We start from the raw sequence: 26,594 nt of genomic DNA, 5'->3' as shown, positions 1-26,594 counted from the left end.
AAATTACCAAGGATTTGAAGATGTATCTTCATTCTTGGTTTTAACCTTTTTCAATAATACTGGCGACTTTTTATTTTCTAATTTTTCTAACCACTTTTTTTCTTCTAAATCTGAAAGTTCTTTTGGTTTTTGAGATTGTGACATATTTTGTTTTTGTTGTTGTGAACTTTCATTTTTTTGAGAGTTTTCTTCTTGATTTTTATCTTCTTTTTGATTTTCTTTATTATCTTCTTGATTCTTTTTTTTATCTTGATTTTCTTTGTTTTGTTCTTTCTTATCTTGATTTTTTTTCTTCTCTTTTTGGTTTTGGTTATCTTTATTTTTTTGTTTTTTAATTTTGTCTAAAATATCTTGTACTTTTTCTAGGTTTTCTCTAGTCTCTTTATCTGCTTGTATTTTTAAAGCATTTTCATACATCTTTTTAGCATTTTCTAAATCATTTAATTTAACATATGAATTTCCCATATTATGCAGCTTTTTATACTCTAAATTTTTATTTGAAGTAGTTACGTTTTTATACTGCATTAAAGCCTCTTTATATTTTTTTTCTTTGTATAAAGAGTTTGCATAATTATATCTAGCCTCAGGTGTATTTAAAACCTTATCAAAGTTTTTTGATGCTTTCTCAAAGTTGTTGTTTTCATATGCTTTATTTGCTTTTTTTATAGTCTCAAAATCAAATTCAAATGCCCTTAAATCATTTGTTGAAATAAAAAATAAAGATAGCACTATTATACTCATGGTAACTTTTTTTGAAAGAAATTTTGGCAATGATGAAAAAGCAATAAAAAGTATAAAAATAGCCAAAGCTAAAGGATAATAAAACAGTTCAGTATAGGTTTTAAATTTTTTACTTTCAATTTGTTTTTTTACTGATTTTTGTTCAATATCATCAAGAATTTGTTTTAAATCACTATTATTTATTGAGTAATTTATATATCCTCCATTTGTATTTAAACTTAATTTTTTTATGTTTTCATTTAAGGCAACTGTTACAATTGAACCATCTTCTTTTGTTAAAAACTTTCCATCATCAAGTTTTATTGCAGAGGCTTTGTTTGTAGCTATTGCAATTGTATACACATTTATTTTATTCTCTTTTGCATACTCAATCTCTTTTTCATAAGAAGTAGCATTTCCTCCATCTGTTAGAAGTAGTAGATTTTTATTTTCATAATCTTTTAAAAGTTTATTTGTTGCTTCTAAAGTAGAAAAAATATTTGAGCCATTGTCAAAATTCATTCCAGTATTTAAATTTTCAACTAATATTTTTAATGAATTAAAATCTTGTGTTACCGGGGAAAGTATAAAAGATGATTTAGCAAATAAAATAACTGCAAGAGCGTTTTGTTTTGATTCCTCTATTATATTAAGAAGTTTTTGTTTTGCCATTGTTAATCTATTTGGATAGATATCATTTGCAAGCATTGATTTAGAAACATCAATTGCAATTACAATTGAAGCTACTTCTTGTTCAAAACTTTGTTCTTTTTCATTCATAACTGGACGAGAAAGTGCAATTATCATTAAAATTAAAGATATAAACATCAAAATATTTCTGGTTGTTTTTCCCATGTATCTATTTGAAACTGAAAGTTTCTCTAGTATATCTTTGGAAAAATATTTTTGAAAACTGTCTTTATTTGTAATAATCAAAAACATCAATAAAAAAATCGGAATTAACATTAAAAATAACACATTATGGTATAGAAATTGCAAAGTATTTTACTCTTTTTATTTGGTCTAAATTTATCTAATGGCTATTTTATTAAAATTAAGATAAAATCACGGCTAAACTAAAAATATCGGAGTAAAGTTAATGGAATTTAACGCAAAAAGAGTTGATGACGCGAATGCTGTTATTACTTCAACAATTTCTACAGAAACTGTAGAGCAAAATATTGATAAAGTAGCTAAGCAAGCTGCAAAAACAATGGATATCCAAGGATTTAGAAAAGGTAAAGTTCCTGTATCTGTTGTAAAACAAAGATATGCTGACAAATTAAGAGAAGATGCTGAAGGTGAAGCAGTTAGAGCAATCTTAGGTGACGCTTTAAAAGAGTTAGAAATCGCTAATGAAGATTTAGTAGGTGAGCCACAATTTGCTAAATTTGACAAAAAAGAAGATGGTTCAATTGAGATTGAAATTAAAGTTGCTTGTAAGCCAAATGTTGATTTAGGTGATTATAAATCTTTAGTTCCTGCAGTTGAATTAAAAGAGATTGAAGATAAAGATGTTGAGGAAAGATTAAACGAGTTAGCTGCTCAATCTGCTCCATTAGAAAAAATCAAAAGAAAAAGAATGGTTAGAGAAGGTGACTTCGCAGTAATCGATTTCGAAGGATTTGTTGATGGTGTTGCATTTGCAGGTGGAAAAGGTGAACAATATCCATTAGAGATTGGTTCAGGTTCATTTATCCCTGGATTTGAAGAACAAATCGTTGGTATGAAATATGAAGAGCAAAAAGATGTTACTGTTACTTTCCCTGCTGAATACCAATCAAAAGATTTAGCTGGAAAAGAAGCTGTATTTAAAGTAACTTTACATGAAATTCAAGAAAAAGTACCTGCAGAAATTAATGATGAGTTTGCTGCTAAATTTTTACCAGGATATGACGGTGAAGCAAATGTAGATGCTTTAAAAGAAAAAATTAAAGAGCAAATGGTAGCTGAGCAAAAAGGTACTTATTATAGAAATGAGTTAAAACCAGCTTACCTTGATACTTTAGTAAATGAATTAAATTTCTCATTACCTGCAACTGTAGTTGACCAAGAGATTAACTTTGCACTTAATAACAAAGTTAGATCTATGTCAGAAGATGAGATTAAAGAATTACAAGAAGATGCATCAAAAGTAGAAACAATCAGAGATGAATTAAAAGAAGATGCTGAAAAATCTGTAAAAGCAACTTTCATTGTTGATGCATTAGCAAAAGCTGAAGGTGTAGAGGTAAATGATCAAGAAGTTACTCAAGTAATTTACTATGAGGCAATGCAAATGGGTCAAAATCCACAAGATGTATTAAAACAATACCAAGAAGCTGGATATTTACCTGCTATTAAAATGTCTATGATTGAAGATAAAGTAATTACAAAATTATTAGACGAAAAATTAGGAAACTAATAAATAGGAAAGAAAATGAGTTATATACCATACGTAGTTGAAAAAAGTGGAAGAGGTGAAAGAAGTTATGATATTTATTCTAGACTTCTAAAAGATAGAATTATTATGTTAAGTGGTGAGGTAAATGACCAAGTTGCTTCATCTATTGTTGCTCAGCTTTTATTTTTAGAAGCTGAAGACCCAGATAAAGATATCTATCTATATATCAACTCTCCAGGTGGAGTAATTACAAGTGGTATGTCAATTTATGATACGATGAATTATATTAAACCTGATGTTTGTACAATTTGTATTGGGCAAGCTGCATCTATGGGTGCATTTTTATTATCTTCTGGAGTTAAAGGTAAAAGATACTCTTTACCTCACTCTAGAGTAATGATTCACCAACCATTAGGTGGAGCTCAAGGACAAGCTACAGATATCCAAATTCAAGCTAAAGAGATTCAAAGAATGAAAGATACATTAAATGAAATCTTAGCAGCACAAACAGGACAACCTTTAGAAGTTATTGAAAAAGATACTGATAGAGATAATTTTATGAGTGCTGATGAAGCTTGTAAATATGGTTTAATTGATGAGGTTATCACAAGCCATAAGTAAAGTTTGAAATGATTAGAGAAGTATTAACATATCCAAATAAATTATTAAGAACAAAGTCTAAAGATGTGGAGAAGTTCGATGAAGAACTTCACACTCTTTTAGATGACATGTATGAAACAATGATTGATCAAAATGGTGTAGGACTTGCTGCAATTCAAGTTGGTATCCCTTTAAATGTATTAATCATTAATCTTCCAAATGAGGAAGATATTCAAGATAAAGAGGATTTAATTGAAGCAATTAATCCTGTAATTACTCACAAAGATGGTGTTCAAATTTTTGTAGAGGGGTGTCTTAGTGTACCTGGATTTAATGAAGAGGTTAAAAGAGCACAACATATAATAGTTGAATACTATAATAGAGATGGACAAAAGCAAACTATGGAGTGTGAAGACTTTTTAGCTGTTGCTTGGCAACATGAGATGGAGCATCTAGCTGGACATCTTTTTATTGAAAACCTTTCTATAATCAAAAGAAAAAAATTTGAAAAAGAATGGAAAAAGAAGTTAAAGGGTAAATAAGCCCAAGCTAGATAAAAAAGGTTTAATAGTACAAAATCAACTTAACAATGTATGTTGAATTAGTATTTTTAAACCGATACCTATTAATACAATACCACCCAATAATTCAGCTTTGCTCTCTAAAAATGCTCCACCTTTTGAACCAATTATAACCCCACCATAACTAAAAATAAATGTAGTTAATCCAATAATTAAAACTGAAGTAATTATAGTAGTTGACATTAATGTTAATGTAAAACCAGCTGCCATTGCATCAATACTTGTAGCTATTGCTAATAATAGAAGAACTTTATTTGTAATGATTGCAATTTCCTCTTCCACAGGTTCCCCAAAACTCTCATATACCATTTTACCACCAATAAGTGCAAGTAGTATAAAAGCTACCCAGTGGTCAATAACTTCAATAAAACTAGAAAGTCCTATACCTGCAAAATAACCTATAAGAGGCATAAATCCCTGAAAAAAACCAAATAATAATCCAACTTTTAAAGCTAATGATTTATTTATAGTTATTTGTTTAGCTCCTAATCCAAGAGCTACCGCAAAAGCATCCATACTTAATGCAACAGAAAGAATAATAAGTTCTATCATACATTACCTTATTTTTTTGTTGAATATTATCAAAATTTACTTTAACTATATTCAAATTTTGTTATATCAAAAGTTTTATATATAGTGATAGTATTATATTTCTTGAATTGTTTTTTTACTTTTTTGAATAAAGATTATTGCAATTGTTGCAAAAAATAAAACAACTAAAATTTGATTTAAGCCATTTTCTACAAAAATCAATAATAGGTTTATTAAAATTGCATATAAAACTGTTTTTGTCCATGCATCATAAATATCATTTTTTAGTTTTATATCCTTGCTATTTTTAAGAGAGTATCTTAAAATCAATGTAACTGAGATAAAAAAAACTAAAACAGATAAAGCTAAAAATGCTGCTATAAAATTAAAGTTTAAAGGTGATTGTAATAAAACTGCTGTAGAAAATATTCCCAATGATATAAACTGAAGATATTGTATTGAAAGTTTTGCATATCTATCCAATGCTGATTCTTCATCTTTTAAATAATCGTCATATTCATTTCTACATTTTTGCATAAAACAATCTTTTAGATAGTTTTTTGATTTTTCATCTTGAGTGTTAATTTCTGTTTGCATATCAACTCCTTTAAGAGATATTATATTTTTATTGATTTGAAGGTAAAATTATTTCAAATAAAGCACCTACTTGATCTTTCCCTTTATAAGTATAGTGTTCATTTGTGACTTTTATATAACCTTTTAAGATTTTTTCTATGGATTCTTTTACAATATATAAATCCATACCTTTTCCTAAGGATTTGTGTTTAGTAGTAAAATATGGTTCAAATATCCTATCTATAATCTCTTCTTGTATTCCACCACCATTATCTTTAATTTTTATATGAAAATTTTCATTTTTATATATACTTATAAAAATAATTCTTTGATCTTCTTTGTTTTTTAAAACATCAATTGCATTGTTTAAAATATGAAGTATAGAGTTTAGTAATCTTGTTTCATTACCATAATAATTTAGCTCTTGGATATCTAAAACAAAGCTGATTTTATTTTCTTCCAACTCCTCTTTTAAAAGTTCTTCTATTTTGTCTATTAAAGATGAAAATTTATATGTTGTCATCTCATCTTTATTTTCAAAGAAACTTCTAAAATTGTCAATTGTTTTTGATAAATAGGAACTATTTTCTAATACTACATTTAAATAATCATCTAAATCTTTTTCCTCTAGTTGTTTATACTCTTTTTTTAGTTTTATGCCAGTAACTGCAGTGGTAATTATAGATAAGGGTTGTCTCCATTGGTGTGAAATATTATTTAAAATCTCTCTCATAAAAATCATTTTTGATTGTTCATTTATTATTTTGTCTTTTTCTCTTAAGTTCTTTATTACATCTTTTACTCTATTTTCTAAGTTATTGTTTATCTCTTGTAACTCTTTTTCCTTTTGTTCATTTATTCTTATTGAAGGAATTACAATTAAAAAAGCTTCTAAAAATAGGGTTAATAATGTTCCAAAAAGTATTATTAATTGCCTTTTTTTTAGTTCAATTGTTTTTTGATTACTCTCCTCTTCAAATTTATAAACAGCAGTATTTAGTTCTGGTAATAATTGATAAGAATATTCTTCAACTTTTTGAAGATTCGATTTAGTCCTTTCTTTTAAGAAACTATCAAATATAAAAAAATACTCTTTAACTTTTTTATCAAGTAAATAGGGTTTATCAAAATATATTTTTATCATCTTTTGAGAAGTTAAATTATTAATTATAAAATCATGATCCTCTTTCATTCCTTTGATTAATTCTAAGGTATGGTTTAAAAAATCTTGATTATTTGTTTCAAAAGTTCTTTTTGCCATCAGTGTAGTTTTTTGAGATAACATTCTTTGTTTCCCACTAATATTGATTATCTTTGCATAAATCTCTTGGGAACTAATTAGTTGATGCATTGTAAAAAAAGCAAATACAGCCCAAAAGGCTAGGGATAAAAAAACAATGAAATAAACAAGTTTTGTTTTAGCTAAAGCATCATTTTTTAACATAATATTATCTTTTTTTGAATCTTTTTCGATTATAACAAAATTTATGGATGCAATTGTATTAAAAAAAGATATTTATTATAATATTTTATATTTTGCTATTTAAATAATTTAATACCATTATTTATTATTTAAATTAAATCTACAAATAGCTATAATTAAATGAATTATTTAGAAGAGACAAATGAAAATTATAAAATCAGCAACATTAAATGAAATCGAAGCAAAAGAAGTAAGTGTTGAAGCAACATTTACAAAAGGATTACCTAGTTTTACAATTGTAGGATTAGCAACAAATAGTATACAAGAATCCAAGGATAGAGTAAAATCATCATTATTAACAAATGAGTATAAATTTCCACCTAAGAAAATCACCATAAATTTAGCACCTAGTGAGATTAAAAAAGCGGGTAGTCATTTTGATTTACCCATTGCATTATTAGTTTCATTATACGAAGATAAAGTTAATTTTGATGAGTATCACATTTTTGGAGAATTGTCATTAAATGGTGATATTAAAGATAGCTATTCAATTTTTCCCATAATATTATCTTTAGTAAAACAAGGGAAAATAAAAAATGTATTAGTTTGTGAAAAAAGTGCTAAAAAAATATCTAAAATTCCAAATATAAAAATATATAGTGTTAGAAACCTATTGGAAGCAATTGATTTTTTTAAAGGAAAAGAAAAAGATAAATATCTATATAAAAAAGAAAAATTTGAATATGAAAAAATAAATGTAAATGGTAAAGATTTTTATTTCACAAATGATTATAAGTTGGATTTTAAAGATATTAGAGGTCAAGAAAATGCAAAAAAAGCTGCCCTTATTGCAGCATCTGGAAATCATAACATAATTTTAGAAGGAAGTCCTGGTGTTGGAAAATCGATGCTTGTAAAAAGATTACCTTTTATAATGACACCTATGAGTATTGATGAGATTTTAGAAATAGCAAAATTACAAGCTTTACAATTAAAAGAACCAGATTTTAAACCAATTAGGACAATAAGAAGTCCTCATAATACTTCAACAAAAGCTTCTATTGTAGGAGGAACAAACATAGGAGAGATAAGTTTGGCAAATTCTGGAATTTTATTTTTTGATGAGTTACCCCATTTTAGTTCCTCTATAATTGAAGCATTAAGGGAGCCTTTAGAAGATTATTCTTTATTGGTAAGTCGTGCAAATTCGAAGGTTTTATATGAAACGAAATTTTTATTTGTAGCAGCAATGAACCCATGTCCATGTGGAAATTTACTTTCTGTTTCAAATAATTGTAGATGTAATGAACTTGAAATTAAAAGATACAAAAATCGTTTAAGTGAACCTTTTTTAGACAGAATTGACTTGTATGTAATTATGAATGATACAAGTGTAGACTCAAAATCTACAATAACTTCCCAAGAGATAAGAAGACAAGTATTAAATGCTTTTAAAATGCAAATGTTAAGAGGGCAGAAAAATTTAAATGGGAAACTAAGTGATGATGAGATTACAAAATATTGTATTTTAGATTCTGAAACAAAGGAAGTTTTAGAAAAAGCAAGGATAAATTTGAATTTATCTTTTAGAAGTATAAATAAAATATTAAAAGTTAGCCGTACAATAGCAGATTTGGAAGAGTGTACAAATATACAAAAAAGACATTTACTAGAATCTCTTTCATACAGAAGAAGATAAGCAGAAAATTTTAGATATAATCACTTAATTAAAATGTTTGAAGGAATCGTATGAGTAAGTGTGGTTATGTTTCAGTTGTAGGTCGACCTAATGCAGGTAAAAGTTCACTATTAAATTGGTTAGTTGGTGAAAAAATTGCTTTAGTTTCACATAAAGCAAATGCTACTAGAAAAAGATCTAATATAATCGTGATGCATAAAGATGATCAAATCATTTTTGTGGATACTCCTGGTTTACACGAAACAGAAAAGCTATTAAATCAATTTATGCTTGATGAGGCTTTAAAAGCAATTGGTGATTGTGATTTGATTTTATTTTTAGCTCCTGTAACTGATAAATTAACCCATTATGAAAATTTTTTAGAGAGAAATAAAAAAAATACAAAACATATTTTACTTTTAACAAAAATTGATAATGTTGGGAATAATGAAGTTTTAGAAAAAATAAAAGAGTATGAAAAACATTCAGACAAATACGAAGCTATTATCCCTGTATCAATAAAAAAACAAACTACTCACGATGATATTTTAGATGTTGTTGTAAAATATCTTCCTGAGCATCCTTATTTATATGACCCTGAAATTTTAACAACTGAACATATGAGAGATATTTTTAAAGAGTTTATTAGAGAATCGATTTTTGAGAATATTTCTGATGAAATACCATATGAAACAGATGTAAAAATAAATAGAGTTCAAGAGAAAAAAGATATTGATGTAGTTAATGCAACAATTATAGTTCAAAAAGGAACTCAAAAAGGTATGATTGTAGGAAAGGGTGGAAGTGCAATCAAAAGAATTGGTAAAGATGCAAGACAAAAAATAGAAAGACTAACAGGTAGAAAATGTTATTTAGAACTGTTTGTTTCTATTAAAAAAGGTTGGACAAAAGATAAAAAAGGTCTTAAAGAATTAGGATACGACGTAACTTTTTAAAATAATAAAAAAATATATTTACTTAATTAAAATACAAAGTAATAAATAATAAAATACCTTATTAAAAAGAAATAAGGTATTATTATTGAACTAATTGAAATAAAATCAGATGAAGAGATAAACTCAAATTTTTTAGATAAATATATTAGAAATCATATAAAGAATTCCTCTTTAAATTATGATAAGAGTAGTTTTTTATACAGCTCGTATATAAAACCTTTAAATATATATCAAGTAATTCATTTCAAATCACAAATACCAAAATATTTTTTTTTAGATTCCAATGAAAATATTAATCTCTTTTTTTACGAAAATTTAGCCTTAGTTTTTAAAAATAGTCAATTATATTTTTGTCAAAAAATTGATAAATCAAATACAAAGGATGAAGTAAAAGATTTTTTGGAAAAAATATTAAAAATCGAAAATCTTCAAATAAATACTAAAGTTAAATTCACAAAGAAAAATAAACATCAGTTTATAAAAATTAAAAAATCTCATTTTCTAAAGTTTTTTCTTATTTATCTTTTTAGCCTTTGTTTAGGTTTTTATCTATTTGATTTTTCAAAAAATGTTAATCAAAATATTTTAGAGAGGATAAAAGCAAATACAAAACAAATCGAACTGAATTCACAATTTTATTTTATAAGTGAGGAGCTTATTAATATTTTTCTATTAAGTAATAAATATTTTGTAAAGGTTTTAAAAGTAAATTTTGTTAATTCAAAACTTCTTTTAGAACTTGAATCATCAAAGAAACAAGACCTTTATACTCTCTTTAAAAATTTAGAAAAGGTTAAAGTGGATGATATAACTTATGATTCTCAAAAAAAGGTTTATTTAGCCAATGCAACATTTAAAATACATAGAAAATAGTTTTGAGCTTTTACCTTTAAGAGTTAAGGTTGTGATTTACTTATTTCCTTTTACAATACTTTGTTTAATCTATTTATATTTTTTAGAGATTAAAAGGCCAATAGATAGAACTCCTTCTCTTGTAAATATTGAAAAAATACAAATGAAGGTTAAATTAATAGATGTGCTAAAAGATATTGAAAACTTTGCTTTTAAAAATGAGATATATCTAAATAAGATTACAAAAGGGGATTCTAGTTTAGATTTTATTGCAAATAGTGATTTGAAAAAAAGATTAAGTTTATTAATCTATTTAGAAAAATATAATAGTTTTTCTAAAATAAAAAGTTTCCAAATGAGTGATGAAAATTTAAAAGTATCAATCGATTTTAAAAAATTTTATAAAAAAGAAGAAATAGATTTAATCAAAGAACTAGAAAAATTTAAAGAGAAGAAAAAACAAGTTTATAACCTAAAAGCAATTATTGGTCAAAAAGCTTTTATAAACAACAAATGGTTTAGTTTAAATGACAAAATAGAAAGGTTTGAGATTAAAAAAATAAATAAAACAAATGTTCTTATGGAGAATAAATTCAAAAAAATAAGTTTAAATTTACAAGAGAAAAATTAATATGAGTTTTGAAAATATTGATTATGAATACCTAAAATCATTTGATAAAAAACTATTAATAGATAGTTTAATTATTCCCATAAAAAAAGATGGAATCTATTTTTATTGTTATTATTGCAATGAATCAAACATAGATTTATTGACAGTATCACACATATTTAGAAAAAAGTTAATAAACAAACAAGAGATTCTTTTTTTTCTAAATGATATAGATACGAGAATAAAACTATTTGATTTATCAGAAAAATCAAAGAAAAGTTCTGAAAATGATTTAAATTATATAAATTCTTTTTTTCAAATTCTTTTGGAAAAATCTATTTTAAACAGAACTAGTGATATACATATTGAAAGTAAAGAAAACTCCCTAGAGATTAGGTTTAGAATTGATGGTACATTAAAAGTTTTTTACTCTTTTTGTAAATCTTTTTCAAAGGTTTTAAGTTCATATATCAAAATGGTTTCCAAATTAGATATTACAAATTTTAGAACTCCTATGGATGGAAGGTTCTCCTTTGAAGTTAAAGATGCAAAATATGATTTCAGAGTTTCTACAATGCCGATTATTAGCGGAGAATCAATAGTAATTAGGATTTTAGATAATAATACAGTTGAAAAAGATATAGAAAAACTGGGGTTTTCCAGTGATATTCTTAATGCATTTAATGAAATTGAGAATCTAAGACAAGGATTAGTTTTAATAACAGGGCCTACAGGAAGTGGTAAAAGTACAACCTTATATTCATTGTTAAAAAAACTTTCCTCTTCAAAAAAGAAGGTTATCACAATAGAAGACCCTGTTGAATATAAGTTAGAATCGATACAACAAATTGAGGTTAATGATGAGATTGAATTAGGTTATGATACAGTCTTAAGGAATATTTTAAGGCAAGACCCTGATATTATTTTAATAGGGGAGATTAGAGATGAAATCTCATTAAACATTGCATTGCAAGCTTCTTTAACTGGCCATTTAGTATTAGCTTCAATTCATGCAAACAACTCTTTTGAAACAATTAATAGATTGATTGATTTAAAAGCTGATAGGTATCTTTTAGCAAATACTCTTAAATATGTAATTTCCCAAAGACTGGTTTTAAATATTTGTCAAAATTGTTTAAAAAAAGGTTGCCAAAAGTGTAATTTTACTGGATTTTTAGGGAGAAGCTCTTTAGGAGAAGTTTTAAAAAATGATAAAAATCTTTCACCTTATATTATAAAAAATGAAAATATTGATGAATATTTATCAAAAATTTCATTTAAATCTTTACTAGATGATGGAAAACAAAAAGTTAAAGATGGTATAACTACAATATCTGAGGTTTATAAAGTAGTTGAAAAAGTATAAAATTGTTTATCAAGAAAATGGTAAATTAAAATCAAAAACTATAGAAACTAATAATCTCGATTTTGAAAAGTTGCCCTCAAATATAATTGAGATAAAAAAGTCTAGTTTTGAATTTAAATTTGAAGAGAAGATTACCGATAATCAAATTAGAAATTCACTTTATGAATTAAGTATGATGTTAAACTCAAAGATTTTACTTGATGATGCCTTTGATATTTTAATAAAAAATGAAAAGAAACAACATATTAGTGATTTTTTAAAAAGTTTAAAAAATTCCTTTTCCAACTCTTCAGATATTTATGCAAGTATAGATAGATTTAAAATAAACCCACTCATAAAATCGATGTTTAAAATAATCCAAGATAGTGGTAATACAATAGAAAACCTCTCTTTTTTAAGTGATATTATAAGTGAAAATATACAAATAAAAAAAGATTTTAAAAAAGCTATGACTTATCCTTTAATTTTATTGGTAACCTTTTTCTTTGCTTTAATTGGTATTTTTAAATTTGTGGTTCCAAATTTCGAATCTATTTTTAATAATGCAAAAGGGCAATTACCATTTGCAACAAAATCATTATTATATGTTAAAGATATTTTTGAAAACTATTTGTTTTTGATTGTTTTTATTTTAATTGCTTTTGTTATATTAATTTTTCTTTTTTATAAAAAAGAGAAAAGATTAAGAGTTTTTATAGATAAGATAATAGTTGAAAACCTTAATATTATAAGTTCTTTATATAAATACAAAAATCTATATACCTTTTTTGTTGTGTTAGATATTTTGTTAAAAAGTAAGTATGAGTTTCTTGATGCTTTTATAAAAGCAAAGACTTTAATCAATAATCAACATCTTTTTGATAAGATTACCAAAATAGAAAATTTGCTAAAAAGTGGAAAAAGCGTAAAGATTGCATTTGAGTCTTCAAATCTTTTTGATGATGTTATTTTAAATCTAATAAATAGTGCAGAGGCTAGTAGTTCTCTTGATATTGTTGTTAGTGAGATTAAAATTATTTATAAAAGACGATTTGAAGATAAATTAAAGTTTTTTTCTACTTTAATAGAACCTCTATTTTTCATAATCATAATGGCGCTTATTGTTTGGATTATCTTAGCTATTTTTGTCCCATTGTGGAGTATGAGTGATATGTTAAAGTCTTAAGAGGAATATAAATGAGTAAAGAGTTAGAGTTTGAAAATTCAGTTAAAAATATTTTAGAGTATATTGGGGAAGATGTAAACAGAGAAGGTCTTGAAAAAACACCAAGTCGTGTTAGAAAAGCATATGAGTTTATGTGTGGGGGATATAATCAAGATCCAGTTGAAATTATAAATTCAGCATTATTTACAAGTTCAAATGATGAGATGGTTGTTATAAAAGATATTGAGTTTTATTCAATGTGTGAACACCATATGTTACCAATAATAGGTAAAGCACACATAGCTTATATCCCAAATGGTAAAGTTGTAGGACTTAGTAAAATACCAAGAGTTGTTGATGTTTTTGCAAGAAGATTACAGATTCAAGAACAAATGACTGAACAAATTTGTGATGCTTTAAATGATGCTTTAAAACCAAAAGGTGTAGCAGTTATGATAGATGCTAGACATATGTGTATGGAAATGCGTGGGGTTGAAAAGATTTGTTCAACAACAGTAACTTCAGCACTTAGAGGTTTATTTAAAAAAGAGAAAAAAACAAAAGATGAGTTTCTTTCAATAGTTGCTCAATCTTTACATAAATAAAATATTACTGCTTTTCTGACCACTTGTAGTTTATAAATGAAACTCCAATAAAAGAAGATAAGGCAGTAATTAAAAAGAATATAACAGAAAGGGCAACACCTATTGTTGGCTCTTTCCCTAGAAATTGTAGAAGATATATAAAAGTTAATTCCCTAGCTCCAATTCCACCAACAGTTAAAGGTAAAACAGCAACTATTGATGAGATTAAAAAGATTACTAATAAATCAAAGATATCAGTACTCCCTCCAAATGATAAAACAATAAAATAAGCACAAAAAACTTGAAAAAGTTGCACTAACAAAGCTTGGAAGTTTGTTATTTGAAAACTTTTTAAAAACTCACTAAATTTGTATTTATAAAGTAATATTGTAATAGGGTAAATTAAAATTACTCCTGCTATTGTTAGATATGAAATATAAGTATAGTTTGTAAAAGAACTAAATAAACCTAAAACTCCTGTTAAAAAAAGTAAGGCAATTAGTCCAGAAATTCTATCAAGTAACATAACTTTTGTCATTGTTAGAATTTTTTGATTAAAATATTTTTTTAAAATATAGATTTTATATCCATCTCCCCCAATTCCTCCAGGTAAAAATAGATTATAAAACATCCCAAGATAATAAAGCTTTAGATTGTAGCTTTGTGAAAGTTTTAAATTAATATCATCAAAAAATCTATTTAATCTTATAGAGCTAATAATTTTTGAAATATTAAACATCAAAAATGCTAGAAATAAGTAAAATAAGTTTGTGGAACTTAGGGTATTTTTTATTTGGGATAAGTCAAGTTTATTTACAACTATAGTTATAGCTATAGCTGTAAATAAAATCTGAATTAGTAGTTTAATTGTTTTTTTTATGTTAGTCTTCTTTTTCAAATCTTCGTTTGATTACATATGGTTTTTTACTTTGTGACTCATAATATGTTCTCATTAAAATCTCTGCAAGGAAACCTGTTGTGATTAATTGTACACCAATCAAAGATAAAGTAACACCAACTGTAAATAACGGTCTTGTACCAATATCTTCCCCAAAAAGTTTGATTATAAATAAATAGAAATTTATAATCATACCAACAGCAAAAGAGATACCACCTAATGTTCCAAATAGATGCATAGGTTTTGTATTATATTTTTGGAAAAATACCATTAATAAAAGGTCACTAAATACTTTAAATGTTCTTCCTATTCCATATTTAGATTCCCCATGGATTCTTGCATGATGTTTAACATCAATCTCAGTCATTTTTGCACCATAAAGTTTTGCTAAAACTGGGATAAATCTATGAAGTTCTCCATAAAGTCCAAGGTTTTTTGCTACATCATTTTTAAATACTTTTAATGTACACCCATAATCACTTAGATAAACTCCTGTCCATTTTCTAATTAACCAGTTTGCAATTTTACTTGGAATTTTTCTTAAAAACATTCCATCTTTTCTTTTTGCTCTAATCCCTGCAACTACATCATACCCACCATTTTCAAGTAACTCAATCATCATTGGAATATCTGATGGGTCATTTTGTAGGTCACCATCTAAAGTCACTATAAGTTCACCTTTTGCTTCATCAATACCAGCAGCCATTGCAGTTGTTTGTCCATAGTTTCTATTAAATTCTAAAAGTTTAGTATTTTTTAATGCATATTTTTCAATAAATTCTATTGTTCTATCTGAAGAACCATCATCAACTAAAATTAATTCATATTCAATATCTTTTAAAGCAACATCAACTTGTTCGATAAGTGGTTTAATATTGTCTTCTTCATCCATTACAGGTATTACAACTGAGAGTTTCATTAAAGGCCTTTGGGTAAAATTTATGGCAATTATAGTAAAAAATCGATAAAATATCGCCATTTTACATTAAAGCGAAACAATGACAAATACCACAAATTTTTATTCTTTAAAAAACTTTTTAATAATAGCTATTTTTATTCAACTTTTTAGACTAGGTGTTTTATATTTTATAATGAAAGACTATGGTTTATATATCGACGAGGTTTATTATTGGGGTTGGGCTCAAAGTTTTGAACTAGGATATTTTTCAAAACCTCCAATGATAGCATGGCTTATAATGCTTACAACTTCAATTTTTGGTGATGGGGAAATAGCTACAAAAATAGGCTCGATTTTTGTATATCCTTTAACTTCTTCTATAATATATTTAATTGCAATAAAACTCTTTAATGATAATAAAATAGCCTTTTTTAGTGCCTTGTCTTTTCTTACTCTTCCAGCTATATCAATGTCATCAATTATAATATCAACAGATGTTGTCTTACTTTTATTTTGGTCTTTATCAATCTATTTTTTCTTAAAAGCAATAGAAGAGGAACAACGAAAATATTGGATAATAGCTGGTTTTTTTGCTGGTTGTGGAATGTTAAGTAAATACAATATGGTATTTTTCCTCATTTCAGCAATACTAGTTTTAATTTTAGATAAAAACTATAGACAGGTTTTTAAAAATAAAGATTTTTATATTTCAATTATAGTTGCATTTATTATTTTTATACCAAATCTTTATTGGCAATTTACCCATAATTTTATAAGTTTTGCTCACACAAAAGAGATCTCACAGGTTGAAAAAGAGCTTTTCCATTTTGATAAAATGCTTGAATTCTTAGGTTCACAATTTGGTGTTTTTGGTTTAATTTTATTTCCTGTTATGTTGTTTTTATTGTTCAAATTTAAAACTATATTTTCAGATAAATCATTAAAGTTTTTATACCTTTTTGTAATACCATACTTTCTATTTATTACAATTCTTAGTCTACTTTCACGGGCTTTTGCAAATTGGAGTGCACCAGTTTATGTTGCGGGGACTATATTAGTAATTGCATATTTAATAAAAAATGGAAAAATTAAACTTGTAAAAATCTCTCTATCTTTAAATATATTGCTAGCTTTAGTTTTATATTTCTATCACCCAATTATGAATACCTTTGGAGTCGAACTAACAAAGAAAAATGATCCATACAATAGAATTAGTGGGTGGGAAAAAGTTGCAGAAAACTTAGACAATATAAGAAAAAAGTATAACTATAGATTAATATTTGAAGATAGAAAGATTATGTCAGAGATGATATTCTATATGAAACCTCACCCTTTTGATTCTTTAATTTATAACTCAGAAGGTGTAGTTACAAATCACTATCATATGTTTAATAATATTGATAATAAACCATTAAAAGGAAAATTTCTTTATATTACAAGAATAGATAAACCCCAATTTAAAGATACTGAATTTGAAAAAATTGAATTTATAAAAGATATAGAAATAAAACTTTATAAAAACTACTCTATTAAATGTAAAGTTTATTTTGTTGAAAACTTTTTGGGTTATTCAACAAAATAATCTTAATTTATAGAGATTCTAAATAAAAAAAACTTACTAAAAAAAGCTAGCAAAAAAATCTTACAAAAAAGTAATTAAACAAATGAATAATCATTCATTTCTCACAAAAATTCTCACGATTCATTGTTAAAATTTCATTAAGTTTAAAAAAAACAACTAGTTTTTTAGATTAAATTTGAAGGAGAGAGAAATGAAAACAGAAAACATTTCAAGAAGAGAAGCCCTAAGAATGGGTGCGTTAGGTGCTGCTGGTTTAGCAATGTTTGGTGGAATTAATGCAATGGCATCTGAAACACCAAAAGCTAAAGATGTAAAATTTGATGAAGAGTATGATGTAATCGTTATTGGTACAGGTTTTGCTGGATTAGCTGCTGCTGCAAAAGCTGCACAAAGAGGGTTATCTGTATTAATCCTTGAAAAAATGGGTAGAATTGGTGGAAACTCTGTTATTAATGGTGGTGGTATGGCTGTACCAAATAACCATTTACAAAAAAAGCATGGTATTAAAGATTCAAATGAGTTATTTATCAAAGATTGTTTAAAAGCTGGTCTTGGTATTAACCATGTTGAATTACTAGAAACAATTGCAAATAGAGCTTTTGATGCATTTAACTTCTCAGTTGAGTGTGGTGCTAAATGGCAAGATGTTAAACCTGCTTGGTTTGGTGGACACTCAGTTGCAAGAACTATTGTTACTGAAAATATGAGTGGATCAGGTGTAATTAAACCAATGACTAAATTTGTTCAAGAACTTCCTGGTTGTAAAATTGTAAGAAGAACTAAGTTTGATCAATTTGTTTTAGATGATAATGGAAGAGTTGTAGGTATTACAGCAAGATTTGGATATAGATTTGATGACAAATTATTAAGTGATGATAAAGAGAATAAAACTGGTAAACCTGTTGCATATGGTGCAAAAAAAGGTGTTATTCTAGCTACTGGTGGATTTGCTGCTGATAAATATTATAGAAAACTTCAAGACCCAAGATTAGGTGTTGATCAAGATGCAACAAACCATAAAGGTGCGACTGCAGGAGCTTTATTAGAAGCATTTAAAATTGGTGCAATGCCAATTCATATTGGATGGATTCAACAAGGACCATGGGCAAGCCCTGATGAAAGAGGATTTGGTATTGCTCCACTTATGACTCAACAAGGTTTATTTAAATATGGTATGGCTGTTGATGTTAGAAATGGTAAAAGATTTATGAACGAATTAGCTGATAGAAAAACTAGAGCTGATGCTGAATATGTGATTTTACATGAAAAAGCTGATGCTTATCCTGTTGCAATTGGTACATATAATACATTCTCTGAACAATTAATTCCATTATTAGATAAAGCACTTCAATCTAATGTTATGAAAAAATATGAAACTATTGAAGAGTTAGCAAAAGCTTATGGAATACCATTAAAACCATTAAAAGAAAGTATTAAAAAATACAACGCTGGTGTTAAAAAAGGTGTTGATGAGTTTGGTAAACCGGTTAAAGCATTTAATGGTCAAGGGGTTGAAGATAAAGGTCCTTATTATGCAGTTAGACTTATGCCAAAACCTCACCATACAATGGGTGGATTAAAAATTAATACAAAAGCACAAGTTATTTCATCTGAAACACACGAACCAATCCCAGGATTATATGCTGCTGGTGAGGTTACTGGTGGTACTCATGGTGCAAGTAGACTTGGAACAGTTGCAGTTACTGACTGCTTAACATTTGGTATGATAGCTGGAGAAAATATTTAGTCATGAAAAAAAGAATTAAAGATGTTTTAGTTATTGGAACTCTTTTATCTTTAAGTGCAATATTATTATATGGAGGTGCAAATCAAGCACCTCCTGAGAAGAAAGTTGTTGTCTCAGAGGAAGTAAAAAAAGAGTTCCCTGTCAAATCTCATCATGCCGAATTATCATTTGAATGTGTATTTTGTCATGAGGGGCAAGGAGATGATCCTAAACAGTTCTCTGCTCCAGGAGATGATGGTTGTCTGTCATGTCATAAAACAAAAGAGTTTTTGGCAAAAAGGTTAGAGTTTATGGATAAACTTCATGTTAATCCCCATAATTCAATTCATGATGGACCTGTTTTATTTTGTGATGAGTGTCATATGGAACATGAACCATCTAGAAATATGTGTATTGAGTGTCATGAACATGACATTAAACTTTGGATGAAGGATACACCATGAAAAAGAATATAGTTTTATTTGGTTTTATTGGTGTATTTGTTGGTTTACTTATTGCCCTTGCTACATATCAAGGTTTGCATATGACAAGTGATGATAAGTTTTGTTCAGTGTGTCATGAGATGGATCCTATGGTTGCTGCCTATCAAAATGATGTACATGGTGGAGCAGGTCATACTGGTATAAAAGTTAAATGTGTAGAGTGTCACTTGCCACACGATTCTTTGGCTGCTTATATTTATACAAAAGCTAGAAATGGTGTGATAGAAGGTGCTATTCATTTCTTTGGTGAACCAGAAAAAATTGATTGGCAAAAAAATAGAGAAAAAAGAGCTCATTTTGTTTATGATGAAGGATGTATAAGCTGTCATACAACATATAATTCAAATGAAAAATATAGTAAAATGGCACAGAAACTACACAAACACTATGATAGCTTACTTGGAACAAATAAAGAGATTAGTTGTGCATCATGTCATGTTGAAATCGGTCATACAGGACTAAGAAGTGCTCTTAACTACTATAAACCTGAGTATGAATATTATGAAGGTAAATTAGAAAAAGAAAGAAAAGAGCTTGAAAAATTACTAGATGAGAAACTAGATAGGAAATAGATATGAAAATGCTTCTTCTTGAACCAGACAAAAAACTTGCTAAAGAGATTGTTGAATGTATAGATGCTACAAGAGTTACCCTTGAAGCAAAGATTATACATGAAGAGATAGAAGTTTATGATGATGTGGCTTTTTTAGAAGAGTGTTCAATATTTGTTTTGAACTTAAAAGAGCCACTAAATATTAACACAATGAGATTTATTAGAGAAAATGGTAATGATGCTCCAATACTTCTCATTTGTGAAAAAGATATTCGACCACGCATGTTCAAAGTGATTTATTACCTTTCTTATAATGATGTAATAGTAAAAGACTTTTGTCCTGAAGAGATAGTTTTTAGAATCTATAAATTATGTAATTTGTGGAACGATGATGTTTTTTTTATAAATCATGATACTTTTTATGACTTTAAAAAAGCAATATTTGTTCACAATGATGAAAGGATTCACTTAGGTAGAAAAGAAGCAATGATGTTAAAAATCCTTTTTATAAAATCTCCTTGTCTTGTCACTTTTGATGAAATAATTTATTATGTTTATCAAAATGAGATTGTTCCCCATGAAAGAATTAGGTCAATTATTAGGGAGTTAAGACATAAACTTCCAATAGATTTAATACAAACAAAAAAAGGTGAAGGTTATCAACTAGTAAAATACTAGAAAATACCTTTTTCGTTAAACTTAGTGTTTGAAATATTCGCATAATATAATAACTTTTTAAATAACTAAGTTTTTAATTACATAAGGATAAAAAATGAAATTAAGAACGTTGTCTTTAATGGCTATACTTGCATTAAACTCGCAAGTAATGGCTAGTGATTCATTAGCAGAAGCTCTAACTAATGGTAAGGTCTCAGGGGAAGTTAGACTTTTTACAGAAATGGCTTCAAATGTAGATTCTACATTAGTTGGACCATTTAGAAATGCTAACTCTTCAGCGGTAGCTTTACAATTAAACTATTCAACTGGAGCTTATTATGGATTTAAAGTAAATGTTGGTTTCCAACATGGACATAGTTTTGATATAGAAAATGATAGTGGGGCAGTTTCAAGTGGAGCAAATGCATTTGCTACAGAAAATGATGGAAGAATTACTCAAGATGGTTCTATGTTATATATTGCAAACTTACAATATAATATTGCACAAACTGAATTTAAAGTTGGTAGACAAGGTATTGTTACTCCTTTAATTGCAGTTTCAAATGCAAACCCTATGAAAGATACATTTGAAGCTTTATCTGTAGTTTCAAAAGATCTTAGTAATACTGAAATAAGATTTTATGGAATTAAAAAATGGATTGAAAGATATAGTGCTACAGATGAAACAAGAAAAACTAATTTTGATGATCCAACTCTATCTTTATATGTAAAAAATACCTCTATCCCAAATCTAACATTAGAGGGACAATATTTAGCAGTTAGGGATGATATAGGAAATCCAAAAAATGCTCCAAGGGCAACAAATGATTCATATTCTACATATTTTGTTCAAGGTGATTACAAATTACCAGTTGATATTCCTTTATCAATAGGAGCATATTATGCAGGTACAGATTATGATGGTGCTGTATACATTGGGGCTACAGCAAATGATGAAAATGCACGAGGTGGAAAAGGTGAAACAACACTATATGGTGTAAAAATTGGTGGTAAAGTATTTGATACAGCATTTAAATTAGCTTATACAAAAGTTTCTGATGATAACTCTTTCTTAGGAGCATTAGGTCATACACCACATTTTTTCAAATATAATGGTGGACAAATGTTTACAGATAATATTTATGCAGGTCAAAGCTCTATTTCAGCTATGGTTATTCCTAAGTTGATTCCTGGCGTATTTACTCTATTTGCATATTCAAGATATTCTCAGACTGATAAAGGTCAAGTAGTATCTGGAGTAGATATGGATGGAGCATCTGAAATCCAAGCAGATTTAAGATATAAAATCACAAAAGACTTATCTGCAAGATTACAACTAGCTCATGTTGAGTTAGATGATAGTAATGCAACTGGAAATGATGACACTATGAATATTGCTAAATTATATTTAACATACAAATTCTAAATAAAAAGAGGTTCTACAATTATGTAGAGCCTACTTTTTAAAAGAGTTTTTTGAAGCTTTTTTAAAAAGTAGGACAAAGGACAGGTTATGAGAATACATATATCAAATGTAGCAAAATTACCTACAAAGTTTGGAGAGTTTAAAATACAATCTTTCCAAGAAGGAATAAAAGAACATTTAGTAATCTTTAAAGAACCAATAGGTGATATTCCTTTAATTAGAATTCATAGTGAATGTTTAACAGGGGATTCCTTAGGTTCACTAAAATGTGATTGTGGGGAACAATTAGAATATGCATTAGTTAATATTGCAGATTCAGGTGGTATGGTAATTTATTTAAGACAAGAGGGTAGAAATATTGGCCTTTTTAATAAAGTAAATGCTTATGCACTACAAGATAAAGGTTTAGACACAATTGAAGCAAATCATCAATTGGGATTTCAAGAAGATGAAAGAAATTATGAGATTGTAAACTACATTTTAGATTATTTTGATATAAAAAAAATACATTTATTAACAAATAACCCTAAAAAAATAGAATCTTTATCAGGTATTGAAATAGTAAAAAGATGGCCAATAATAATGGCTTCAAATAAGTTTAATGAAGATTATTTAAAAACAAAAAAAGAACTTATGGGGCATATGATTTAAAGGATATAAAATGAATGCAACAATTAATGAAAATAAATCAATCGAAGCAATCAATAGAGTGTTACAAGCAATTGAAGACATAAAAAAAGGTAAAATGGTAGTAATGGTCGATGATGAAGATAGAGAAAATGAAGGAGATTTAGTATATGCAGCTAACCTTTCAACTCCTGAGAAAGTTAACTTCATGGCAAGCCATGCAAAAGGTTTGATTTGTGTTGCTTTGTCTAAAGAAACAGCACATAGATTAGATTTGGCTCCAATGGTTAAAAACAATGACTCCTCTTATGAAACAGCTTTTACCGTTTCTGTTGATGCAAAAGATGCAGCCACAGGAATCTCTGCAAGTGAAAGAGATATGACTATTAAGATTCTTTCTAATCAATACTCTAAAAAAGATGATTTAGTTAGACCTGGACATATTTTTCCACTTATTGCAAAAGAGGGTGGGGTATTAGTTAGAACAGGACATACAGAAGGTTCAACAGACCTTTGTCATCTTGCTGGTATGCAAAGTTCTTCTGTTATTTGTGAAATAATGAAAGAAGATGGAACTATGGCAAGACGACCTGATTTAGATCTTTTTTGCCAAGAGCATGATTTAAATATAGTTTATATTTCTGATATTGTTGAATATAGAATGATGAATGAGTCTTTGGTTAAAATTACAAATAATTCAATGGAGACTTTTTTAGGACAAAATGCAAACAAATATACTTTTTTAGACCATAAAAAGGCAGAACACTATGTTTATTCTTTTGGAACATTAAAACCAAATACAAATGTAAAATTTCATAATATTATGAAAGATATTGAACTTTTATCTTCAACTGAGAAATACGAAGATTTGATAAAAAGTATAAAATATCTTCAAGAAAACAATGGTGTATTAGTATTTCTTTCAAATAGTTCAAAAAAAATGAAAGAGATAAGAGAATATGGAATTGGTGCACAGATTTTAAATTTATTGGGAATAAAAGAGATAAATTTAATAACAACAAAAACCAAGGGTGAATTTGTTGGTATAAATGGATTTGGTTTAGATATTAAAGAGAGAATTTCTCTTTAATATCTTGCGAGATATTTAAAGTAAAATAATCTTTGCAAGCATTAAAAAACTAAAAAAACCAACTATATCAGTCACAGTTGTAAGTAAAACTGTACTTCCTATTGCTGGGTCAATATCAAATTTTTTTAAAATAAGTGGTATTGACGCTCCAAAAAAACCTGCACTAAAAAGGTTTATTATCATGGATATTGCAATTACAACACCAAGCATTGCTGTATTAAACCAAAACCAAGCAATACCTCCAATAATTACTGCAAAAACAAAACCATTTACAAGTGAGATAAATACCTCTTTTTTTATTGCATCTTTACTATTATCAAAGTCAATGTCACCTAAGGCTAATTGTCTTACCATAACCGCAAGTGTTTGAGTCCCTGCATTTCCTCCCATAGAAGCAACAATGGGCATTAAAATAGCTAAGGCAACATATGCTTGTAAAGTCTCTTCAAATATTCCAATTACAAGGGATGCTAATATTGCAGTTCCAAGGTTTAGAAAAAGCCAATACCCTCTTTTTTTAGCTGTTACATAAAGGTTGTCATCATGCTCAAAGTCATCATCAACCCCAGCTAATTGGTACATTTGTTCAGTTGCATTTTCTTCAATAACATCTAAAATATCATCGGAAGTAATTCTTCCCATTAACATATCTTGAAACCCAACAACAGCAACAGCATTTAAGTCATATTTTTCAAACTTTTTTGCAACATCATCAATATGTTCTTTATCATGAACTATATTTGCCTTAAACCTATTTTCATCATGTGAGTCTAAAACTTCTTGATAAGTTTTTTTAAAATCAATAAGAATTAAATCTTCAAGTAAAATAGAAGCTATAAGTTTTTTATGATTATCTACAATATAAACTTGATGAATATTTATTAGTTCCTCTTCTTCTTTTCCAAGGGTTAGTCTATCAAGTGATTCTTTAATGGTTTCATTTAAGTTTGCTGAAAATAACTCCGTTTGCATATATGAACCAGCTTCATCTTCTTCATATCTACTTAACCATTCAATTTGTTGCTTGTCTTCTTCCTCTAGGCCGTTAAATACCTCTTTAGCTTTTTCTTCATTGTGTTCTTCAAGTTCTTGGATAATGTCAGTTGCGTCATCTGATTCAAGTTCATAAACTATTTCTGTAAGCTTTTCACTTGAAAGTTCATCATATGAATCTTCCCTTAGGTAATCAGGAAGTTCAAGAATTACTTCCCCTAAAATATCTTCGGGTATTTGTTTTAATATAAAGAAAAAATCTTCAGATGATTCTTTTTCAATCTTTTTTAATGAGTGAGCAATATCACTTGGGTGAAGTTCATTTAGATTTTCTAAAAGTTTTTCAGGATTGGTTATGATATGCTCTTTAATTTCCATTAGATTTCCTTTGGATTTAGTTGGCTTGATGAAACCATTCTATCTAATCTTGTTCCTTTATAGTTATCAATATTATTAATAACATTGTCAAAATCTTTAATTTTTTCCTTTGCTAAGGCTATAAATTGTTTTCTTTTTGCCCCTGAAAGTTTAACTGTTTCAGGTTTTCTTATGATTTTTAAAGGATTAATTGCCCTTCCATTTTTATATACTCCTAGGTGTAAATGTGGACCAGAACTTAATCCTGTACTTCCTACATATCCAATTAAATCACCTTTTTTAACCCTTTGACCAGTTCTAAGACCTGCTCTAAATTTATGTTGGTGTGCATATAAAGTTTTGTACCCATTTGGGTGTCTGATAATTATGGTATTTCCATAACCACCTTTTCTACCTTTAAATTCAATTCTTCCATCACCAGCCGCATAGATTTTTCTTCCCCTTGGTGCCGCAAAATCTGTCCCTAAGTGGGCTCTATATCTTTTTAAAACTGGGTGGTATCTTTTTTTTGTAAAGTGACTTGAAATTCTTGAATATGAAAGGGGATATTTAAAAAAATAAAATTTTGTAAAAGCCTTACCTTTTTCATCATAATATTTGTCATTTTTATCATTTAAAAATCTGTAATGTTTTTTTCCATTTATCTCAACCATTGCAGCTTTTATAAGAGGCTGTCCAAATGGTTTTCCAAGTAGTTCTTTTTGCGTATACTCAATTGCTACAATATCACCTTTTTGCATCCTTCTAAAGCTAACTCCAGAAAAAATTGATTTTAAATGGGCTGCTAAAGCTGCACTTGCAGTTGCTTCTTGAAGTTGTTGTGAAACTGAGCTTGTAATTTCCATTGCAATAGTTTCTGTAAACTCCCTATAACTTATTGGTAAAGTTTGAAATTTATAAGTTCCATCATCTTGTTTTGATAAATGTAATTGAATCTCTTCTGAAACTGGAATTAAAACTTGATTTAAAGTTCCATCACTATTTTCAATTGTATAATAATAATTATCAGCAGTAATCTCTGAACAAAGCTCTTTATCCTCTTTTTCTAAATCAAAATAGAGTTTTTGAGGGATTTGATATTTATCTAAAAAGGTTAAAAATGTTTCTCCTTTTGGCCATTTTTCCTCTTTAACAGTGTTCGCAAATATAGATGTAATAATAAATAGAAATAAGATTATCGTTTTTTTCATGTACCTTCTTTTATAAAAAAATTAGAAGCGATATTATACAATTGCGCAACTAAAGAATATATAAAGAAT

26 protein-coding genes are annotated in these 26,594 nt (G+C 27.5%); 18 read left to right on the top strand and 8 right to left on the bottom strand.

Annotated features, from left to right (window positions below; translation table 11 throughout):
• Window positions 1-3: 3 nt before the first annotated feature.
• Window positions 4-1,686 (bottom strand): vWA domain-containing protein, encoded by a 1,683-nt coding sequence (locus FDK22_RS11845; protein ID WP_138153186.1) that lies wholly within the window; start codon window positions 1,684-1,686, stop codon window positions 4-6.
• A 133-nt stretch (window positions 1,687-1,819) separates the two neighbouring features.
• Here FDK22_RS11845 and tig point away from each other — a divergent pair, with 133 nt between their 5' ends.
• The 3 genes from tig to def are packed head-to-tail and all read left to right on the top strand — an operon-like array spanning window position 1,820 to window position 4,245.
• Entirely contained in the window at window positions 1,820-3,124 is a 1,305-nt protein-coding gene (gene tig / locus FDK22_RS11840; protein ID WP_138153185.1) for a trigger factor, read from the top strand.
• Window positions 3,125-3,139: 15 nt separating this feature from the next.
• Window positions 3,140-3,724 carry an ATP-dependent Clp endopeptidase proteolytic subunit ClpP gene (clpP, locus tag FDK22_RS11835; RefSeq protein WP_138153184.1) on the top strand — a complete coding sequence of 195 codons (585 nt, stop codon included), beginning with the start codon at window positions 3,140-3,142 and terminating at the stop codon, window positions 3,722-3,724.
• 8 nt (window positions 3,725-3,732) lie between these two features.
• The gene (gene def, locus FDK22_RS11830) at window positions 3,733-4,245 is read left to right on the top strand and encodes a peptide deformylase (RefSeq protein WP_138153183.1); all 513 of its coding nucleotides are present in this window, start codon (window positions 3,733-3,735) and stop codon (window positions 4,243-4,245) included.
• 36 nt (window positions 4,246-4,281) lie between these two features.
• On the opposite strand, the gene FDK22_RS11825 is transcribed toward def, so the two are convergent.
• The 3 genes from FDK22_RS11825 to FDK22_RS11815 all read right to left on the bottom strand — a co-directional run bounded on the left by FDK22_RS11825 (window position 4,282) and on the right by FDK22_RS11815 (window position 6,835).
• Window positions 4,282-4,836: a manganese efflux pump MntP gene (locus FDK22_RS11825; RefSeq protein WP_138153182.1), complete on the bottom strand. Its 555-nt coding sequence runs from the start codon at window positions 4,834-4,836 to the stop codon at window positions 4,282-4,284.
• 93 nt (window positions 4,837-4,929) lie between these two features.
• Window positions 4,930-5,412 (bottom strand): hypothetical protein, encoded by a 483-nt coding sequence (locus FDK22_RS11820; RefSeq protein WP_138153181.1) that lies wholly within the window; start codon window positions 5,410-5,412, stop codon window positions 4,930-4,932.
• Between the two features lie 28 nt (window positions 5,413-5,440).
• Entirely contained in the window at window positions 5,441-6,835 is a 1,395-nt protein-coding gene (locus FDK22_RS11815) for a sensor histidine kinase (protein WP_138153180.1), read from the bottom strand.
• 181 nt (window positions 6,836-7,016) lie between these two features.
• Here FDK22_RS11815 and FDK22_RS11810 point away from each other — a divergent pair, with 181 nt between their 5' ends.
• The 7 genes from FDK22_RS11810 to folE all read left to right on the top strand — a co-directional run bounded on the left by FDK22_RS11810 (window position 7,017) and on the right by folE (window position 14,025).
• Complete coding sequence (locus FDK22_RS11810) at window positions 7,017-8,513, top strand: YifB family Mg chelatase-like AAA ATPase (protein WP_138153179.1); 1,497 nt, start codon at window positions 7,017-7,019, stop codon at window positions 8,511-8,513.
• 50 nt (window positions 8,514-8,563) lie between these two features.
• Entirely contained in the window at window positions 8,564-9,448 is an 885-nt protein-coding gene (gene era, locus FDK22_RS11805) for a GTPase Era (RefSeq protein ID WP_138153178.1), read from the top strand.
• A gap of 399 nt (window positions 9,449-9,847) precedes the next feature.
• Window positions 9,848-10,321, top strand: coding sequence for a hypothetical protein (locus FDK22_RS11800; RefSeq protein WP_138153177.1), 474 nt, complete (start codon window positions 9,848-9,850; stop codon window positions 10,319-10,321).
• Window positions 10,293-10,931, top strand: a complete 639-nt coding sequence (locus tag FDK22_RS11795; protein WP_138153176.1) for a hypothetical protein — start codon at window positions 10,293-10,295, stop codon at window positions 10,929-10,931. The genes FDK22_RS11800 and FDK22_RS11795 overlap by 29 nt, the downstream gene beginning before the upstream one ends.
• Window position 10,932: 1 nt before the next feature.
• Complete coding sequence (locus tag FDK22_RS11790) at window positions 10,933-12,276, top strand: GspE/PulE family protein (protein ID WP_138153175.1); 1,344 nt, start codon at window positions 10,933-10,935, stop codon at window positions 12,274-12,276.
• Window positions 12,263-13,441, top strand: coding sequence for a type II secretion system F family protein (locus FDK22_RS11785; protein WP_138153174.1), 1,179 nt, complete (start codon window positions 12,263-12,265; stop codon window positions 13,439-13,441). Before FDK22_RS11790 ends, FDK22_RS11785 begins: the two co-directional genes overlap by 14 nt.
• Window positions 13,442-13,452: 11 nt before the next feature.
• Window positions 13,453-14,025 carry a GTP cyclohydrolase I FolE gene (gene folE, locus FDK22_RS11780; RefSeq protein WP_138153173.1) on the top strand — a complete coding sequence of 191 codons (573 nt, stop codon included), beginning with the start codon at window positions 13,453-13,455 and terminating at the stop codon, window positions 14,023-14,025.
• Between the two features lie 4 nt (window positions 14,026-14,029).
• On the opposite strand, the gene FDK22_RS11775 is transcribed toward folE, so the two are convergent.
• Together FDK22_RS11775 and FDK22_RS11770 are read right to left on the bottom strand one after the other, a co-directional pair.
• A complete protein-coding gene (locus FDK22_RS11775) occupies window positions 14,030-14,902 on the bottom strand; it encodes a lysylphosphatidylglycerol synthase transmembrane domain-containing protein (protein ID WP_138153172.1) in 873 nt (290 codons plus the stop codon).
• A complete protein-coding gene (locus tag FDK22_RS11770) occupies window positions 14,886-15,821 on the bottom strand; it encodes a glycosyltransferase family 2 protein (protein WP_138153171.1) in 936 nt (311 codons plus the stop codon). Before FDK22_RS11770 ends, FDK22_RS11775 begins: the two co-directional genes overlap by 17 nt.
• A gap of 79 nt (window positions 15,822-15,900) precedes the next feature.
• On the opposite strand from FDK22_RS11770, the gene FDK22_RS11765 reads away from it, so the two are divergent.
• The 8 genes from FDK22_RS11765 (at window position 15,901) to FDK22_RS11730 (ending at window position 23,964) form a co-directional block, all read left to right on the top strand.
• A complete protein-coding gene (locus tag FDK22_RS11765; protein ID WP_138153170.1) occupies window positions 15,901-17,382 on the top strand; it encodes a glycosyltransferase family 39 protein in 1,482 nt (493 codons plus the stop codon).
• Window positions 17,383-17,572: 190 nt separating this feature from the next.
• Complete coding sequence (locus FDK22_RS11760) at window positions 17,573-19,129, top strand: flavocytochrome c (RefSeq protein WP_138153169.1); 1,557 nt, start codon at window positions 17,573-17,575, stop codon at window positions 19,127-19,129.
• Between the two features lie 2 nt (window positions 19,130-19,131).
• Complete coding sequence (locus tag FDK22_RS11755; RefSeq protein WP_138153168.1) at window positions 19,132-19,572, top strand: cytochrome c3 family protein; 441 nt, start codon at window positions 19,132-19,134, stop codon at window positions 19,570-19,572.
• Complete coding sequence (locus FDK22_RS11750; RefSeq protein ID WP_138153167.1) at window positions 19,569-20,183, top strand: cytochrome c3 family protein; 615 nt, start codon at window positions 19,569-19,571, stop codon at window positions 20,181-20,183. Before FDK22_RS11755 ends, FDK22_RS11750 begins: the two co-directional genes overlap by 4 nt.
• Before the next feature lie 2 nt (window positions 20,184-20,185).
• Entirely contained in the window at window positions 20,186-20,842 is a 657-nt protein-coding gene (locus FDK22_RS11745) for a winged helix-turn-helix domain-containing protein (protein WP_138153166.1), read from the top strand.
• 94 nt (window positions 20,843-20,936) lie between these two features.
• Window positions 20,937-22,247 (top strand): OprD family outer membrane porin, encoded by a 1,311-nt coding sequence (locus tag FDK22_RS11740; RefSeq protein WP_138153165.1) that lies wholly within the window; start codon window positions 20,937-20,939, stop codon window positions 22,245-22,247.
• Between the two features lie 87 nt (window positions 22,248-22,334).
• Window positions 22,335-22,898: a GTP cyclohydrolase II gene (gene ribA / locus FDK22_RS11735; RefSeq protein WP_138153164.1), complete on the top strand. Its 564-nt coding sequence runs from the start codon at window positions 22,335-22,337 to the stop codon at window positions 22,896-22,898.
• Between the two features lie 10 nt (window positions 22,899-22,908).
• Window positions 22,909-23,964, top strand: a complete 1,056-nt coding sequence (locus FDK22_RS11730; RefSeq protein ID WP_138153163.1) for a bifunctional 3,4-dihydroxy-2-butanone 4-phosphate synthase/GTP cyclohydrolase II — start codon at window positions 22,909-22,911, stop codon at window positions 23,962-23,964.
• 15 nt (window positions 23,965-23,979) lie between these two features.
• On the opposite strand, the gene mgtE is transcribed toward FDK22_RS11730, so the two are convergent.
• The gene (gene mgtE / locus FDK22_RS11725; RefSeq protein WP_138153162.1) at window positions 23,980-25,335 is read right to left on the bottom strand and encodes a magnesium transporter; all 1,356 of its coding nucleotides are present in this window, start codon (window positions 25,333-25,335) and stop codon (window positions 23,980-23,982) included.
• Window positions 25,335-26,525: a peptidoglycan DD-metalloendopeptidase family protein gene (locus FDK22_RS11720; RefSeq protein WP_138153161.1), complete on the bottom strand. Its 1,191-nt coding sequence runs from the start codon at window positions 26,523-26,525 to the stop codon at window positions 25,335-25,337. Before FDK22_RS11720 ends, mgtE begins: the two co-directional genes overlap by 1 nt.
• Window positions 26,526-26,594 lie beyond the last annotated feature (69 nt).

This window comes from Arcobacter arenosus, from assembly GCF_005771535.1.
Classification (GTDB): Bacteria; Campylobacterota; Campylobacteria; order Campylobacterales; family Arcobacteraceae; genus Halarcobacter; species Halarcobacter arenosus.
This window is presented reverse-complemented; position numbering and strand designations above follow the sequence as displayed.